Here is a 16,560-nt window from a genome sequence, read left to right as displayed (position 1 = left end):
AGCCCTTCTTCAAGCAGAACTTGTGTCACGCTCCCGTGAGTCGGGCAAGGGCGTCATCCATCGCCTGCGCCGGCAGTTCGATAAGCCTCGGTGCCTCGGTGAACAGCAGTGCTGCCGTCACCGCGCGGCCGGGGTAAAGCGGCTGGAGCAGCGCGCGGTAGAGCGCCAGCTGTAGTATATAGGCCGGCGGCACCTGGGCCAGGCCTGCGGGCGCCGGCCGGTTGGTCTTGTAGTCGACGATCGATACGCGCCCGGGCGTCACCGCCAGCCGGTCGATCTTGCCGGAGATCGAGCGCAGTCTGCCCTTGACCTCAAGGCTGCCCATCACAGCAACTTCGGCGCGGGACGACGGCGAAAACAGCCCGGCAAAACGCGAATCTCTGAGGATCGCCATCACCGAAGCCAGCGCCTTGTTGCGCTCGGCCTCCGGCCAGTCGGCGCCGGCTCGAATGAGATACTGCGCCGCCGCGCCTTGCCGTTCGTCTTCGGCAAAACCGGGCAGCATCTGCAGCAGCTTGTGCAGCGCCAGCCCGCGCATCACGGCAAAACCGGGCTCCGCTTCGCTGTCCAGCACCGGCGAACGCGTATCGACGACCGCCTCCTTGCCCTCGTCGATCAGCGCCGAAGCGCCAGAGGGCGATAGCGGGCGCGGCAGTTCTTCATAAGGCGGCAAAGGGCGAAACAGGTTTGCCGGCAAGAACGGCAAAAGCGGTTGCGGCAGCCGCGCCTCGTCGGCGGCTGCCAGCGCCACCGGCGGCAGCTTGGTGATGACGAAGCGATGCACCGGCTCGCCGCTGGCGGGATGATGGCGCTCCGTGCTTTCCGGCGCGGCAAGCAGCGCGCGGCTGACAATCGAATGCCAGGTGCCGGTGCTCGGCGAACGCTTGCCGTGATAGCCGCAGACGATCAGCCGGTCCTCGGCGCGCGTCATGCCGACATAGAGCAGCCGGCGGTATTCGTCGTCGGCAAGCTCCCGCGCCCTGGCCGAGGCCGCCTTGGAGAAGCCGTTCGCGACATCGGCGGCCGAGCGCCAGAGATAGCCCTTGCCGTCGAAATTGCGGCCCGAAGCGTCGAACGGCATCAGCCGCGGCAGATGCTGGTCGCTGAACGGCGCCGACCCGCCATCGACCAGGAAGACAACAGGCGCTTCCAGGCCCTTGGCGGCGTGCACGGTCATGACGCGGACCTCGTCGCGCGTCTGGTCCATCTCGCGCTTGATCTCCGGGCCGGTGTTTTCCAGCGTCGCCAGGAAGGCCTCCAGCCCCGGCAGTCCGGTGCGTTCCTCGGCCAGGCAGAAACTCAGGAATTCGTCGAGGATGTCGCCGGCTTCCGGTCCAAGCCGGGCGATCATCTTCTTGCGCAGGCCGTCGCGCGCCAGCACCCCGGCGTAGGATTCGAACACCGGCCGGAACGCCGCCTCGTTGGCCCAGCCGTCGAGCCGGGCAACGACATCGGTCAGCGCGGTATTGTCGCCAGCATGCTGGCGTAGTGAGGCGATCAGCGATGTTCCGGCTGGCCGTCCGGCGCCAAGCGTAAAAAGCGTCTCCTCCGACACGTCGAAAACCGGGCTGCGCAGCACGGCGGCGAGCGACAGGTCATCCTGCGGCTGGATGAGGAAATGGCCGAGTGCGATCAGGTCCTTGACCGCGATGTGGCCGGGCAGGCTCAGCCGGTCGGCGCCGGCGACGGGAATATCGCGGTCCTTCAGCGCGCGCGACAGCGCATGGACGAAGCGGTCGCGCTTGCGCACCAGCACAAGAATGTCGCCGGCCCTCAGCCTGCGTCCCTTGCCCTCGATGATCTCGCGGTCCTTGAGCCAGGTCTGGATGGTCGCAGCCACGTGCTCGGCCACCCGCACAGCCGGCGCGCTGGCATGATTGACCGGCAACGTCCAGTCGTCGGGCTCCTCGACGGCGTCAGCGCCGAGCGACGGCCAGACCTCGACATAGCCAGGCGCGTCGTTGCGGATCGCCTTGTGGTCGAGCGGATCGGGGTCATGGCTGATGCCGCGCCGCACGCCCGGATCGGCAAAGACGCGGTCGACGGCGGCAAGCACGTCGTCGGTCGACCGGAACGACCAGGTCAGTTTCAGGTCGGCAAACGAAGCATTGGCGGCGTTCACGCGTCCGGAAAACAAGAGCCGGCTGTCGGCGAAGGAATCCGGCGCGGCACCCTGGAAGGAATAGATCGACTGCTTTTCGTCGCCGACGGCGAACACCGTGCGATTGGTCGTGCCGCGCTGGCCGTGGCCGGCAAAGAACTCCTCCGCCAGCCGCTTCACCACCTCCCATTGGTCGGGGCTGGTGTCCTGCGCCTCGTCCAGCAGGATGTGGTCGATACCCTGGTCGAGCTTGTACTGCACCCAGGGGCCGGCATCGGGCCGCGCCAGAAGGTTGACGGTGCGGGTGATGAGGTCGTTGAAATCGAGAAAGCCGCGGCTGCGCTTCAGGCGCTCGTACCGCACGATCAGCCAGTCGGCTATGGTCAACGCCGCGACCGTGCCTTCCAGCATCCGGAACAGCGCCAGCCGGTCGGAGACGTCTGTTATCGACTTGACGGCCGCCAGATAGCGCTCGGGAAGGTCGGGCAGCCGGCCGAGCAGCGCCTTCTTGAACAACTTTGAGGGATCATAGGGGTCGCCATCGGCCTTGAGAAAGGCTTTGCCGAGCATCTGCAGCCGGCGGGTCGGGTCCGTCTCGGCAAAGGCCAAGCGGGCATAGGGCAAGAGATTGTTGAGCACGGTGCGGGCGTCGGCGGCCTCGGCGGCACTGGCGAACACTGCAAAGAAGTCCGGCAGGAAACCCGGCAGCGGCCATACCGATGCCGCTATGTCTTCGGCGCTCCGCCCGGGGCGAAAATGGAATTCGTCGAACAGGGCCTGAAAGCCGCCGCCGTCGCGCCGGACCGCACCGATGAAGCCGCGTAAGCCGTCGCGCTTGCGCACGATTTCGGCGAGCAGCGCATCGAGTCCGTGTTCGCCGCCGCGCTCCAGCACGGTGGCAAAGGCCTCGGCCAGTCCGGTGTCTCCGGCTGACGTGCCCGAAATCATGTCCCGGCGGGCGCCAGCAAACAGCGAGGCCTCCATCTGCGGATCGAGCATTTCGAAATGCGCCGGGATGTTGGCCTCCAGCGGAAACTGGTGCAGCACCGATTCGCAGAAGGCGTGGATGGTCTGGATCTTCAGCCCGCCCGGCGTTTCCAGCGCTTCGGCAAACAGCCGGCGCGCCCGCCGCATCGTGTCGCGGTCGGGTCGGCGGCCGTCCACCGCCTCAATCTTTGTGGCAAGCTCGGCATCGCCGAGCGCCGTCCATTCCGACAGGGTCGAGAACACGCGGTTCGACATGTTGGCGGCGGCCGCCCGCGTATAGGTCAGGCACAGGATCTTCGACGGATCGGTGCCGTTGAGCAGCAGCCGGATGACGCGCTGGGCCAGCACATGCGTCTTGCCCGAGCCGGCATTGGCGGACACCCAGGCCGAGTTCTTCGGGTCGGAGGCGCGCGCCTGGCTGGCGGCGGTTTCGCTGGGGATGGGATAGGCTTTTTTCATGCCTCCCCCGCCTCGTCATCGCTGTCGCCGCCGGCCGACCATTCGAGCACGCGCGCCAGATGGTCGTAATCGCCATCGCTCTCGCCCTCGCGAAAAGGCAGCGCCCGCGACAGATAGCCGGTCGTCGGATCGGCATAGTGGACCAGCAGCTTTTCCAACCGCGCCCAAGCCTCCTCGGCGAGGTCTTCGGCGGTCCGAGGCTGGCGGTTGTAGTCGAGGATGGATTCCTCGAACACTTCGCCATTCGGCTTCAGCCGCACGAATGCGAGCTGGGAGGGCTCGCGCGCGCCAAGCCCCTTGAAGGCGCCGCGCCGGAGCAGCGCCCCTTCGAGCGCCAGCTGTGGCGCCAGCAGCGTGTGGGCCTGCGCCTTGGACGGGGACGAGCCGGTCTTGTAGTCGAGAATGTCGGCCATGCCACCGGCCAAAAGGTCGACGCGGTCGGCATAGCCGGACAGCGTCACGCCGGTGCGGCCGACAGCGGTCTTTTCGGCGCGCTCCTCGGCATGCCGCCGGGCGACGGCGGGAGCGCGGCCGCGCTCCCATTCGATGATGTTGGCGGCAAGCTTTTCGAAGCGCGGCCACCACACAGCCTCGACATCGGCGGGCAGGGCGATCTCGGCAAAGCAGGTCCGGCCGGCGGCGATAAGGCGCTCCAGGGCTTCCGGCGCGCGCGGGTCCGCAACCTCTGTCGAGAACAGATGCAGGATGTCATGAAACAGCGTGCCGCGCTCGGCCGCGCCGGGATCGCGGATCACCGGCTCGAGCGGCAGAAGGCTCAGAATACGCCTTGCATAGACCGCATAGGGGTCGCGTCGCAACGTCTCGATCTCGGTCACCGAGAAGTGGGTGGGCCGCATGCTCAGCGGCGGTTTCGGCTGCGGTCGCGGCGCGAAATGCTGCCGCTCGCCGGCATCGAGCGCGCGCGCCCAGGCAAGCAATTCGTCGCCGCGTCCGCGCAGTGCGGCTGCAGGATCCTTGCCGATGAAGGTGAGGATGCGCTGCAGCCAGCGCGAAGGCACCGCCGGTGCGTCGCCGGCGCGGGCGGAGCGCGTCAGCACCACCTTTTTCGCCCCCATCGCCATCTGGAAGTCGTGAGCGGCAAGGCCGATACGGCGCTCTGGCGGCTCGAGATCGATGCCGGTCTTCATCAACCGCGACATGAAGCGATCGCTTTCCGGCTTGCGTGGCCACACGCCTTCGTTCAGCCCGCCAATGACAAGCGTGTCGACATTCTGCAGCCGTGCCTCCAGCGCGCCCCATATCGCGATGTTGCGGTCTGTGCCTTGCCCCGGCTTGACCGTTTCCGGTGCTACCAGCGCGTCCATCACATCAGGCCATTCGTCGGCCGGGAAGTCGAACGATGCAGACGCGGCGACCACACCGCGCAGCAGCTCGGCGAGTTTCTCGCCGGCGTCGCCGGCATAAAATTCAGCCAGGCTGCCCTCCGCCGTGCGGCCGAGATTTTCCAGCGCGGCGACGCTCGCTCTGGTCAACGCGACGAGATCGGCATTCTCTTCACCGCGAAAGGCGGTCAGCGGCGCCAGCGCCGCCACAAGCCGGCTCAGCAGCTCGCGGGCATCGTCGATGCCGCGCACGCTCAGGCGCGAAAACCAGAAGGGCTGGCGCTTGTCCCCGCTCAGCCCGGCGAGACGCTCCTCGAACAGTGCTGGCAAGGCGGCGATGTCGGGGCGTCCGGTGCCGCCGCGCAGCGCCACGAGTTCGATGAGCTCGGCGGCATGGCGCACGCCGGTGCGCTCAAGTCCGAGCCCGAGCAGCGGATGCTTGAGCAGCGACAAAAGGCCGACGGGATCGCCCGGCCGGAATACCGCGTGAAGTGTGAGCCGCAGCAGGCTGGCTGCAGGCGTGTTGGCGAGCGGCGTGCCGCCGGAATCGTCGGCGATCACGCCGAAGCGCAACAGCTCGGCCGAGACGCGCCGCGCCAGCCCGCGGTCGCCGGTAACGAGCGCTGCCCTGTGCCCCGGCTGTTCCACGGCGGTTTTCAGCGCGATGGCGATCGCCGCCGCCTCGTCGCGTTCGCTGGCGGCTTCGACCAGCGTCACGTCGGCGAAGGCCTCGGCGATGTCTACGGCGTTGAAGCATATGCGGGTCTCGGCCCATAATTCCGTGGTCTCGGCCGGCCGCAGCGCCTCGCCGACAAGGGCCGCGCGGAGCGCCAGTGCGGGCTCGGCGGAGACCACTTCCTCGACATCGCCACGCAGCACGCCAATCTTGCCGATCAGCTTGGCCATGCCGTATTGCGGGTGGCCAAGCAGTGCCGGCCGCGCACCGGGCGCCCCAATCGCGGCAAAAGACGGTTCGTCCAGCATCCCATCGAGCCCGGGCAGCACCACGGCGCCGTTGGGCAGGCTGGCGACCGTGGCAAGCAGTTCGGCCGTGGCGGGAATAGAGCCCGTCGAGCCGGCGGCGATCACCGGGCCTTTGGGCGGGTTGCGTTCCAGCCGCTTCGCCTCGCGCCGGATCAGCGCATTGCGGTGCGCGGCCGGGTTGGAGCGGTCGCGCTCCTCCAGCAATTTCGGCCAGGCCTCGGTGACGATACGGAGGAAATCGAGCGTCACAAGCCACCATCCGGCAAGATTGCCGGTGACCAGATCGGCAAGCCTGGTCCAGTCCGTGCCTTCGGTTTCGATCTCGTCCATCAGCCGGGCGAGGTCGCGCGCCAGCCAGATCGCATCGGCGGCGGAGGCCGGCACGACGATCTCTTCGTTGAACATATCAAGGACATGCGCCGGCAAGGTGCGCTTCCAGGCCCGCACCAGCGGCGCCAGTAGCAGCAGGCGTTCGATGGCTGCGATCGGCGGCGCCATTTCAAGCTCGGTCGGCGTGCCGGCGTCGAAGGCGGCTTCGTCCTCGTCGAACTCTCCGAGCGGGCGGATGACCGGCAGGATCGCCGAACGGCGGCTCCCCCCCGGTCCCGAAAGCGCGTCGACAAAAGCGCCGCGCAGCGCACGGGCCGCGCGCCGTGTCGGCACATAGATGGTGACATCAGCCAGCGCCAGCGGATCGCCGTCGAACCGGAAGCCGGGCACCAGCCGTCCGGCCAGCAAGGCCTCGGCCAGAGTCGGCAGGAATGGCGCTCCGGGCGGGATCGAAAGAACGCGGCGCGCGCCGCTCATACCACCTTCGCGAGAGCTTCGGCGGCGGCCGCTTCCGCCTGCGGAATGGCGTCGGGAGTGCCGACGGTGATCCAGCTTCCGCGCATCTGCATGCCGAACAGACGGCCAGAGGCGATTGCCTTGTCGAAATGGGTGTTGAGCGAATGCGCCCCGGCCGGCGCATCCCTGAAGATGGCGGGATTGACGATTGCCGCTCCGGCATAGATCAACCCGGCCGGATCGCCTTTCGAGCGCCGCAGGCCGCCATCCGGCGCCATCAGGAAATCCGTGCCGACACCGTGTCCGGTGGCCGAGTCGAGATCGGTAAGCATCAGCAGAATATCCATTTTCGCGCCGTCCCATGCAAGGGCAAGGCGCTCGAGGCTGGGCTGGCCGCTGTCGATCCAGAACGTATCGGCGTTGATGATGTAGAAGGGGTCGCTGCCCAGCAGCGGCAATGCCTTGACGATGCCACCCGCCGAATTCAGCAGTGCGTCGCGCTCGTCGGAAATGACGATCTTTGGCGCCCGCCTGTGGGCGATATGGGCGACGATCTGGTCCGGCAGATAGTGCACGTTGACGATGGCTTTCTCGACGCCGGCCGCTTCGAGACTGTCCAGCCCCCAGTCGAGCAAGGTCCTGCCGGCGATCCGCACCAGCGGCTTCGGCATGGTGTCGGTGATCGGCCGCATGCGCTTGCCAAGACCAGCCGCCAGCACCATCGCTGTGGTCAAGGTCACGGGAGCCGTTCCTCCAGCAGGCCATGTGCCATGTAAAACTCCTTCAACTGAGCCAGCGCCGGGTGCGCCAGCGCCCGCCTGAGATAATCGCGGATGCGCGGCAGGTGTCGGAGATAATAGGGCTTGCCGTCGCGCTTTTCGAGCCGCACGAAAATGCCGAGGATCTTCGAATTGCGCTGCGCCGCCATGATCGCATAGGCCGCGCGGAAGGCGTCCTCATCGAAGCCGCCGGCGGCGTGGCGCGCAGCGACATAGGCGTCCACGGTCCGCTGCTCGATATCGGGCGAAACGGTGACGCGGGCATCCATGGCCAGCGACGCAACGTCATAGGCCGCCGGACCCATCAGCGCGTCCTGGACATCGACGATGCCCAGCCGGTCGTGGCCTTTGCGGTCACCGCGCCAGATGATGTTGGGCGAATGGAAGTCGCGCAGCATCAGCGTGTATTCCTGTGTGTCCAGCCGATCGAGAACCGCGTTCCATTCCCTGTGATAGCCGGCGCGTAAAGCCTCGCTTGCCGGGCTGCCGGTCACCATCGGCACATACCAATCGACCAAGAGATCGGCTTCGATCAGCATGGCGGCGCGATCGAAGGGCGGCACCTCGTGGAAGACGCCCGGCACGGCCTCCATGCGCTGCGGCCAGGTCTTCCCATGCATCATCGCCAGCAATTCGGCCGCTGCCGCGTAGCGCTCGGCCACCGGCTCATCATTGCCGTCGAGAAAACCTTCCGAGCCCAGATGCTCCAGCAGCAGAAAGCCCCGTTCGAGATCCTCGGCATGGATTTTTGGGACACTGACACCTTGCGCCAGCAGCGCCTTGTCGATGGCGACGAAAGCGGTGACCGACTGCGCCGTGTGGGCGATCACGGCATAGGGCTTGCCGTCGCGCACCGGCGGCCCCAGCACCAGCCTTGGCGAATTCATCAGCACGCGCGGCGCAAGGCCGGCGAGCGAAACAATCTCGTAAGAGCGCGCCGAGGCGTCGCCGACGAAATGGCGCCGCGCGGCGTCGCCCCAACCGGCCGTTTTGAGGAAATCGCGCATCGCCAGCGATCGGGCCACGCGTTCGAAGGCAACGCCTTGGCCCGATAGTTTCGCCAATCGTCCTTCGTCCTGATGGACGAGTTCGATCCAGATCGACGTTCTCGGAAGAGCGGCCTCCGCCCGTTCCGGCCACTCGACAAGGGCAGCGCCCTGCAGCAGCGCCTCGTCGAAACCCAGCTCGTCCATCTCGCCGGCCGAGGACAGGCGATAGAGATCGAAATGGTGCACGGGGATGCGCGTGTCGTAGCTTTGCACCAAGGTGAAGGTAGGGCTCGGCACATCGAGGCCGGCATCATCGGCCAGCGCCCTGATCAGGGCCCGCGCCAGCGTCGACTTGCCGGCGCCGAGATCGCCCTTGAGCGCCAGCACGTCGCCCGGCCGCAGCGCCATGGCCAGGTCTTCGCCGAGCCTTGCGGTCGCAGCCTCGTCGGCGAGAAAACGCTCCAGCACAACAACGGTCATCGAGCGCGCTACTCGGCCGCGGCGCGGATGCCCGACGGTGCATCGGGGAAGGTGCAGATGACGGTGGTGCCCTTGTCCTTGCCGGTCTCGATGCGCACGCTGCCGCCGTGCAGCTCGACAAAGCTCTTGACGATCGACAGGCCTAAGCCCGCACCGCGCCGGCGCCCGCCATTGGTGCGCGGCTCGAAGCGGCGGAACACCGAATCGAGCAGGTCCGGCGGCATGCCGGGGCCGTTGTCATGGACGGAGAATTCCACACCTTGCTCCAAATGCCGGCAGGCAAGCGTGATAGTGCTCGCCTCCGGCGCGTAATTGGCGGCGTTGCTGAGCAGATTGTAGAGGATCTGGCGAACCCGGGTCTCGTCGCCGTGAAAACTCTTCGGCGCCGCAGCGGCGTCGATCCGGAGCTTGATCGAATGCTCTTGCAGCCGGTCGGCGACCAGTTCGGCCGCGGCCTCGATGGTGCGCTCGACGCTTACTTCCGAAATGTCGAGCTGCATGATGCCGGCGTCGACGGTGGCGAGGTCGAGTATGTCGTTGACGATGGTGAGCAGCACCGAGGATGACGAGCCGACATGCTCGACATATTCGCGCTGCTTTGGGCTGAGCGGCCCGGTCGCCGGCAGCGACAGAAGCTCGGTGAAGCCGATGATGTTGGTCAGCGGCGAGCGCAGCTCGTAGGAGACATGCTGCACGAACTCGTTCTTCAGCTGGTCGGATTTCTGCAGCGCTTCGTTCTTGTCCTTCAGCGCGCGCTCGACATTGACGCTGTCGGTGACGTCCACAAAGGTCATCATCACCTGGCCGTTGGGCAGCGGGATGACGGCGTAGCTGAGCACTGTGCCGTTCTTCAGTTCGGTCTGGCCATGGCGGTCGCGGCGCTCGTCGTCGAAACCGGTGATGGCGGCGACGAACCCGCCCCACGGGCTGTCGACGGCGCGCTGGTCGCTGAGATCGCGGATCGCCGAGACATGGACGTTGGGCTTGATCACATCCTGGCTCAGTCCCCACAGCGCGACAAAGGCCGGGTTCGACAGGCGCAGCCGCCCATCGGGACCGAACACGGCGACGCCTTCGGCCAAATTGTCGAGCGTTTCGCCCTGGACCCGCACCGCCGTCTGGTAGCGGCTTTCGAGGTCCATCTTCTCGGTCAGGTTCTCGAACACCCAGGTCACGCCGCCCTTCGGCTGCGGGTTGGCCACCACGCGGATGGTCTTGCCGTCGGGCAGATGCCACCAATGCTCTTGCGATTCCACCGCGCGGTAGGCGCCAAGCAGGCCTTCTTTCCAGCGCCGCCATTCCGGCTGCTCGGCGATCTTGCCTTCGCTGCGCAGCCGGTCGAGCAGCAGCGCATTGTCGGGCGCGCTGTGCAGGAAGCCCGGGTCCAGCCCCCACAGTTTCTGGAACGCCTGGTTGAAGAAGCGCAACTTCTCGTTGGCATCGAAGATCGCCACCGCCGTGTTGAGCTGGTCGAGCGTGTCGGCATGGCTGCGCACCGTGCGCTCATATTCGCCGCGAATGGTTTCGGTGGCGCTGGTGTCGCAGGCAAGACCGGCCGAGCCGTCGGCACCGGCGAAGTCGGTGACGGCGAACACCCGGCGGTCGCCCTCGATCACCGTCGACAGCGTCTGTTCGAAGATCGGGCGCGATTTGTGCTGCGCGGCGATCTGTTCGCGCGCCTGGGCGCCGAGGAATTCCTTGGCTTCGCGCACCGCGGTCTCGGCGTTCGGTGCCTCGACCGCTCCGGCATAGGCACGGTTGACCCATTTCAGCCGCCCGTCGGTGGCGCGCAGCCAGGCCGGCATCGGCAAGGCGTCGAGCAGGCCGATCATGGTCTCGTAGTCGGCGGCCAGCCGCTGGTTCTCGATCTTCAGCCTGGCTTGGCTCCTCTGAGTTTCCGACAGCGAGACGAAGCGCACCAGCACATGCGCGGCGCTCTTGCGGCCATGCACTTCAAGCGGCGCCCCGGCCTGCGATTCGATCACGAGATCAAAGGGTTTCGCTTTCTCGCGCAGACCAGCGACGGCATTTTCGAGCGCCGCCGCCGAGCGCGGCATCAGCCAGCGGCCGAAGGCGAGGAAGGCTGCACGGTCGTCCGGCGCACCGCTTTCCAGCGGCAGCGTGCCGATCAGCTCCGGCTTCTTGTTCTCCGACGCCCAGACGATGACGCGCTGGTCACGCAGATTGAGCAGCGCCTCGGAGCGCTGCAGCGCCGCATTGATGTCGGCAATGCGGGCTCTGAGTTCGACATTCTGCGCCGAGGTGCGGGCTCTTTCGCGGATCAGGAAGATGGCCGAGACCAGTGCCGCGCCCATGACGCCGACGAACATGGCGAGCTGGATGACTTCGACCGCGCTGACCGACAGTCCGGCCTTCTGCGCAATGGCCGGCTCGGCATGGGCGGCAAACGAGGTGAGCGGGCCGGCAAGAGCTGAGGTGGCAAGAAAGCCGGCGGTGCGGGCGCCAACGCGCCTCTTCAGGCCACCGCCTGTCGTGACGGAGCCATTGCTATCGGAATCGTCATGGCCGCCGGAAACGGCCGATCCCGCGCGAGGCGGGTTTTCCCCCGGCATGCCTTGGTCCTCTTCGCCGCCTGAATGCAAGACCGCCTAGATCAGGATCACGTTTGATGGAAACGCCCTTCTGACCTAACTCTTTTCTAAAGGGCATGATCTTTTCCGAAAACCGCTTCCCACTTTTCGCTGACGCGGTCCTTCGGTTCGAATCATGCTCTCGATGCGTACGCCGGCCTCGTCCCCGGCCCACGAATCAGCACAATAGCGCGTGCTGGAATCGGCGTGAAGAATCATCCGCGCAAAAAAGAAGCCGGGCGAAAAGTCAATCGCCCGGCTTCAATATCTAGTGGTAAACGCCGCTTTGGCTAATAGCGGTAGTGTTCCGGCTTGAACGGACCCTGCGGGGTCACGCCGATATAGGCGGCCTGTTCGCCGGAAAGTTCGGTCAAGCGGGCTCCAAGCTTGTCGAGATGCAGACGCGCCACCTTCTCGTCGAGGTGCTTGGGCAGCACATAGACCTGGTTCTGGTACTGGCCGGGCTTGGTGTAGAGCTCGATCTGCGCCAGCACCTGATTGGTGAACGAAGCCGACATCACGAAGCTCGGATGACCGGTCGCGTTGCCGAGGTTGAGCAGGCGCCCCTCGGACAGCAGGATCATCCGCTTGCCGTCCGGGAAGGTTATCATGTCGACCTGCGGCTTGACGTTGGTCCATTGCAGGTTGCGCAGGGACGCGACCTGGATCTCATTGTCGAAGTGGCCGATATTGCCGACGATCACCATGTCCTTCATCGAGCGCATGTGGTCGAGGGTGACGACATCCTTGTTGCCGGTGGTGGTGATGACGATGTCGGCGGTCGGTGCGGCATCTTCCAGCGTGACGACTTCAAAGCCGTCCATCGCCGCTTGCAGCGCGCAGATCGGATCGACTTCGGTGACCTTGACGCGGGCGCCGGCGCCCTTGAGCGAAGCCGACGAGCCCTTGCCGACGTCGCCATAGCCGCAGACGACCGCAACCTTGCCGGCCATCATGGTGTCGGTGCCGCGGCGGATGCCGTCGACCAGCGATTCCTTGCAGCCATATTTGTTGTCGAACTTCGACTTGGTGACCGAGTCGTTGACGTTGATCGCGGGGAACGGCAGCAGGCCCTTCTTCTGCAGCTGGTAGAGCCGGTTGACGCCCGTCGTCGTCTCTTCGGTGACGCCGCGAATGGCTTCCTTCTGCTTGGTGAAGAAGCCGGGCGAGGCCTTCAGGCGCTTCTTGACCTGGGCGTAGAAGTATTCCTCTTCCTCGCTCTGCGGGTTGGACAGCACGTCCTCGCCGGCCTCGGCGCGGGCGCCGATCAGTATGTACATCGTGGCGTCGCCGCCATCGTCGAGGATCATGTTGGAGAGGCCGCCATCGGCCCACTGGAAGATCCTGTCGGTGTAGTCCCAATACTCCTCGAGCGACTCGCCCTTGACGGCGAACACCGGGATGCCGGCCTCGGCGATGGCTGCGGCCGCATGGTCCTGGGTCGAGAAGATGTTGCACGAGGCCCAGCGGATATCGGCGCCAAGCGCCTTCAGCGTCTCGATCAGCACCGCAGTCTGGATGGTCATGTGCAGCGAGCCGGTGATGCGCGCACCTTTCAACGGCTTCTTGTCGCCGAATTCCTCGCGGCAGGCCATCAGGCCCGGCATTTCGGTTTCGGCGATATCGAGTTCCTTGCGGCCCCAGCCGGCAAGCGAGATGTCGGCGACCACATAGTCCTTGCTACCTGTCATGGCAGTGCTCCGGTGTGATTTGTCTTCAGAATGCGCCTGCGCCACACGGCGCGTCGAAGGGCGCGGAATGCCGGCCTGACTAGCAGATCGCCGCCAAGACGACAATGGGATATAAAGAAATCTTTATGCGCGTATGTGTTTTACGGGGATGCATGCCGCCCAAAAGTATCCCGCGGTTTTGGGACAACGGCGTTCAAAGCAAAAACTTCAGCACTCTTCGCCGAAGCGCGAGGCGACCAGCTGCTCCAGCGCGTCCATCGCCGCTGCGGCTTCAGCGCCGCTGGCGGTGACGCGGATCGAATAACCGGGGCTCGCCGCCAGCATCATCAGCCCCATGATCGAGGTGCCGCCGACCTTGAGACCATCCTTCTCGACATGGACGGTGGCGTCGAAGCCGCTGGCGACCTGGACGAACTTCGCCGAGGCGCGCGCATGCAGGCCGCGCTGGTTGACGATCGGGAACTCGCGCACGATCTCACCGGGCGACAGCGCGTTCATTTGCTGCTCAGCAGCTGACTTGCGACATTGATGTATTTGCGCCCCGCGGCCTGCGCCTCGTCGAGCGCGGTCGCCATGTTGTCGCCCTTGCGGATCGACGACAGCTTGATCAGCATCGGCAGGTTCATGCCGGCGATGACCTCGGTGCGACCGGATTCCATCACCGAAATGGCGAGGTTGGAAGGCGTGCCGCCGAACATATCGGTCAGAACGATGACCCCGGTCCCGGTGTCGACGCGGCCGACGGCGTCGACGATATCGCGCCGACGCTGCTCCATATCGTCATCGGCGCCGATTGCCACGGTTTCGAAATTGTCTTGTGGCCCCACGACATGTTCCACGGCATGGCGGAACTCGGCGGCCAGTTGACCGTGCGTTACAAGCACGAGTCCGATCATTCTATGGTGGCTCCCGTCATCGCCGCTTCACAGGCGCTTTTTATGCTCGCCGGCCATCCCAGGCGGCGGGAGCGCTATCTTGTCGACGCGCGGCGCGTTGACAAGCCCAAAATTGCGTCGGCCATGGCCAATTTGACGCATTGCAGCAAAAAACCGGCGGCGGATCATACGAAAGGCGCAATCGCCAGCCGCGCCATTACCGCCGGCAAAGCCGCAGTGACGTTGCGCTGAACGAGGTCGATGCGCGGCACCACACAGCCGGCAATGGTCGCGCTCGACTCTTCCTGGAAACGCTCCACAGCGTTAGCGGCAACCAGCTGGATCGTAAGGTCGATGACTCCCACAGGTTGGAACAAAAGCGGCTTCGGACCAAGTCCGGGCACCTCTGCGAGGCCGGCAATGCTGGCGGGCGCATGGCAGACCAGCCGCCCGAAACGCGCCGCGACAAACAGCTGGTCGTCGCCGATCAGCCGCGCAAACAGCCCGAGCCGGCTGAAATGGTCGATGAGCGCCAGCGCCAGCGTTGTCTTGCCCGAGCCGGACGGCCCGGTGATCAGGACGCCCCGCTCGCCAATCAGGACTGCGGTGGCATGGATGTTCTCGGGTTCCGCGGTGGGATCGGGCATGCGCAGCCGCGATCAGCCTTCGGCCGGCAGCGTAACGACGAAGCGCGCGCCCTTGATGTCGCCGGGCTTGGTGCCGGGGATGTTCTCGGCGGTCAGCGTGCCGCCATGGGCTTCGACGATCTGCCTGGATATCGACAGGCCAAGCCCCGAATTCTGGCCGAACGCCTCGCCCGCCGGGCGGTCGGTGTAGAAGCGCTCGAAGATGCGGTCGATGGCGTCGGCGCGGATTCCGGGGCCGTTGTCGTCGACGGTGACGATGTTGACCTTGCCCGAGCGTGCCAGGGAAATGGCGATATGGCCGTGGTCCTCCGGCACGAAGGAGCGGGCATTCTCGATCAGATTGGTGATGACCTGGCCGATCCTCAGATCATGGCCGGTGACGAAATAGCCTTTGACGCCTTGCGGCAGCTTGGCGGCCTTGAATTCGATCTCGACAGCCTTTTTGTTGCGCGTCGCTTCGCGCGACACGGCGACGAGATCGGTAATGAATTTCTTCAAATCGACCGTGGCGGCATCCTCACGCGCCAGTTCGGCGTCGAGGCGCGAGGCATCGGAAATGTCGGTGATCAGCCGGTCGAGACGCCGGACATCGTGCTGGATGATCTCCATCAGCCTGCCGCGTGAATTGTCGTTCTTGGCCAGCGGCAAGGTCTCCACCGCGCTGCGCAGCGAGGTCAGCGGGTTCTTCAGCTCGTGCGAGACATCGGCGGCGAAGCTTTCGATCGCCTCGATGCGGGCATAGAGCGCATTGGTCATGTCGCGCACCGCGACCGACAAATTGCCGATCTCGTCCTGGCGGTCGGAAAAGTCGGGGATCTCCTCGCGGCTCTTGACGCCGCGCCGCACCCGCACTGCCGCCGCCGATAGCCGGCGCAGCGGATTGGCGATGGTGGATGCGAGCAGCATCGACAGGATGGCGGTGACCAGGGCGGCGATGCCGAACACGCGCAAAATAGCCTTGCGCTCGGCGGCGACGATCTTGTCGATGTCGCCGCCTTCCGTCGACAGCATCAGCACGCCGAGAACGGCGCGGAAGCGCTGGATCGGCACCGCCACCGAAACGATCTGCTCGCCTTGTTCGCTCACCCGCACGATCGTCGATGGACTGCCGGTCAGCGCCTTGACCACTTCCGGGAAGGCCGCACCGTTGCCGCCGGGCTGCTCATGGTAGACGGGCAGGTCCTTGTTGCGGAAGAAGTCGAAGACGAATTTCTGCACGCGCTCCAGCATATCCGGCTGCTCGTCCTCGACCGGCGGCAGGTCGTAGCGCAGGATCTGGCCGCGCGAATAGAGATGGCGCGAATCGAGCAGCAGATTGGCGTCGCGGTCATAGATGCGGGCCCGGGTGCGCGTCGGCGAAATCAGCCGCCGCAGCACCGGCGCGACGCGCTCGGGATTGATCGGGAAATCCAGATTGTCGAGCTGGTCTGAGCCCGGCCCCAGGCTTTCACCGGCCTGCAGTTCGAGCAGTTTTTCCGGATCGATGCTGATCGAATCGGTCTCGACCGTTGCCGACGCGGCAATGGCGCCGGCGATGATCTCGCCCTGCGTCATCAGGCTTTCGACGCGGGCGTCGATCAGCCCGTCGCGGAAGGTGTTGAGATAGAGGATGCCGGTGACCAGCACGGCGAGGCCGGCCAGGTTGAGGAACAGGATGCGCCGGGTCAGGCTGGAAAAGATGTGGTGGCCGAGGAAGCGGCGCATCGGCACCGTCAACCTCGACAGGAATGCGGGCAGAATCCGCGACCGCCTGACAGCGCTCGTTCGTCTGCTCCGCTGTACATCCACTGCCATCGAATAGCAGCTCCCGCCTAGTCTTTGGTTTTATGCATGTCGTCGTCCCAAAAA

The 16,560-nt window shown here is 65.7% G+C and carries 10 protein-coding genes; all 10 read right to left on the bottom strand.

Annotated elements, in window-relative coordinates; all coding sequences use genetic code 11:
* Positions 1-25: 25 nt before the first annotated feature.
* Positions 26-3,547, bottom strand: a complete 3,522-nt coding sequence (gene addA, locus NKI31_RS28350; protein WP_352653151.1) for a double-strand break repair helicase AddA — start codon at positions 3,545-3,547, stop codon at positions 26-28.
* Positions 3,544-6,681 (bottom strand): double-strand break repair protein AddB, encoded by a 3,138-nt coding sequence (addB, locus tag NKI31_RS28345; protein WP_352543728.1) that lies wholly within the window; start codon positions 6,679-6,681, stop codon positions 3,544-3,546. The genes addA and addB overlap by 4 nt, the downstream gene beginning before the upstream one ends.
* Positions 6,678-7,382 carry a nucleotidyltransferase family protein gene (locus NKI31_RS28340; RefSeq protein ID WP_027049083.1) on the bottom strand — a complete coding sequence of 235 codons (705 nt, stop codon included), beginning with the start codon at positions 7,380-7,382 and terminating at the stop codon, positions 6,678-6,680. The genes addB and NKI31_RS28340 overlap by 4 nt, the downstream gene beginning before the upstream one ends.
* Positions 7,383-7,396: 14 nt before the next feature.
* The gene (tsaE, locus tag NKI31_RS28335; protein WP_023672299.1) at positions 7,397-8,908 is read right to left on the bottom strand and encodes a tRNA (adenosine(37)-N6)-threonylcarbamoyltransferase complex ATPase subunit type 1 TsaE; all 1,512 of its coding nucleotides are present in this window, start codon (positions 8,906-8,908) and stop codon (positions 7,397-7,399) included.
* A gap of 8 nt (positions 8,909-8,916) precedes the next feature.
* Complete coding sequence (locus tag NKI31_RS28330; protein ID WP_023672300.1) at positions 8,917-11,481, bottom strand: sensor histidine kinase; 2,565 nt, start codon at positions 11,479-11,481, stop codon at positions 8,917-8,919.
* A 308-nt stretch (positions 11,482-11,789) separates the two neighbouring features.
* A complete protein-coding gene (ahcY, locus tag NKI31_RS28325) occupies positions 11,790-13,190 on the bottom strand; it encodes an adenosylhomocysteinase (protein ID WP_023681401.1) in 1,401 nt (466 codons plus the stop codon).
* A 207-nt stretch (positions 13,191-13,397) separates the two neighbouring features.
* The gene (locus tag NKI31_RS28320; RefSeq protein ID WP_023672303.1) at positions 13,398-13,688 is read right to left on the bottom strand and encodes an HPr family phosphocarrier protein; all 291 of its coding nucleotides are present in this window, start codon (positions 13,686-13,688) and stop codon (positions 13,398-13,400) included.
* A complete protein-coding gene (locus NKI31_RS28315; protein WP_023672304.1) occupies positions 13,685-14,086 on the bottom strand; it encodes a PTS sugar transporter subunit IIA in 402 nt (133 codons plus the stop codon). Before NKI31_RS28315 ends, NKI31_RS28320 begins: the two co-directional genes overlap by 4 nt.
* Before the next feature lie 164 nt (positions 14,087-14,250).
* Positions 14,251-14,712 (bottom strand): HPr kinase/phosphorylase, encoded by a 462-nt coding sequence (locus tag NKI31_RS28310; RefSeq protein ID WP_023672306.1) that lies wholly within the window; start codon positions 14,710-14,712, stop codon positions 14,251-14,253.
* 12 nt (positions 14,713-14,724) lie between these two features.
* Positions 14,725-16,506, bottom strand: coding sequence for a sensor histidine kinase (locus NKI31_RS28305; protein ID WP_023672307.1), 1,782 nt, complete (start codon positions 16,504-16,506; stop codon positions 14,725-14,727).
* Positions 16,507-16,560 lie beyond the last annotated feature (54 nt).

Origin of the sequence: Mesorhizobium sp. M0659 (assembly GCF_040320605.1) — a bacterium.
GTDB lineage: Bacteria > Pseudomonadota > Alphaproteobacteria > Rhizobiales > Rhizobiaceae > Mesorhizobium.
This window is presented reverse-complemented; position numbering and strand designations above follow the sequence as displayed.

What these genes read in the sequence shown, in the direction of transcription:
- tsaE (WP_023672299.1), bottom strand. Translation starts at nt 8,908, where the DNA reads ATGACCGTTGTTGTGCTGGAGCGTTTTCTCGCCGACGAGGCTGCGACC.
- NKI31_RS28310 (WP_023672306.1), bottom strand. Translation starts at nt 14,712, where the DNA reads ATGCCCGATCCCACCGCGGAACCCGAGAACATCCATGCCACCGCAGTC.
- NKI31_RS28305 (WP_023672307.1), bottom strand. Translation starts at nt 16,506, where the DNA reads ATGGCAGTGGATGTACAGCGGAGCAGACGAACGAGCGCTGTCAGGCGG.
- ahcY (WP_023681401.1), bottom strand. Translation starts at nt 13,190, where the DNA reads ATGACAGGTAGCAAGGACTATGTGGTCGCCGACATCTCGCTTGCCGGC.
- addA (WP_352653151.1), bottom strand. Translation starts at nt 3,547, where the DNA reads ATGAAAAAAGCCTATCCCATCCCCAGCGAAACCGCCGCCAGCCAGGCG.
- addB (WP_352543728.1), bottom strand. Translation starts at nt 6,681, where the DNA reads ATGAGCGGCGCGCGCCGCGTTCTTTCGATCCCGCCCGGAGCGCCATTC.
- NKI31_RS28320 (WP_023672303.1), bottom strand. Translation starts at nt 13,688, where the DNA reads ATGAACGCGCTGTCGCCCGGTGAGATCGTGCGCGAGTTCCCGATCGTC.
- NKI31_RS28330 (WP_023672300.1), bottom strand. Translation starts at nt 11,481, where the DNA reads ATGCCGGGGGAAAACCCGCCTCGCGCGGGATCGGCCGTTTCCGGCGGC.
- NKI31_RS28340 (WP_027049083.1), bottom strand. Translation starts at nt 7,382, where the DNA reads ATGGTGCTGGCGGCTGGTCTTGGCAAGCGCATGCGGCCGATCACCGAC.
- NKI31_RS28315 (WP_023672304.1), bottom strand. Translation starts at nt 14,086, where the DNA reads ATGATCGGACTCGTGCTTGTAACGCACGGTCAACTGGCCGCCGAGTTC.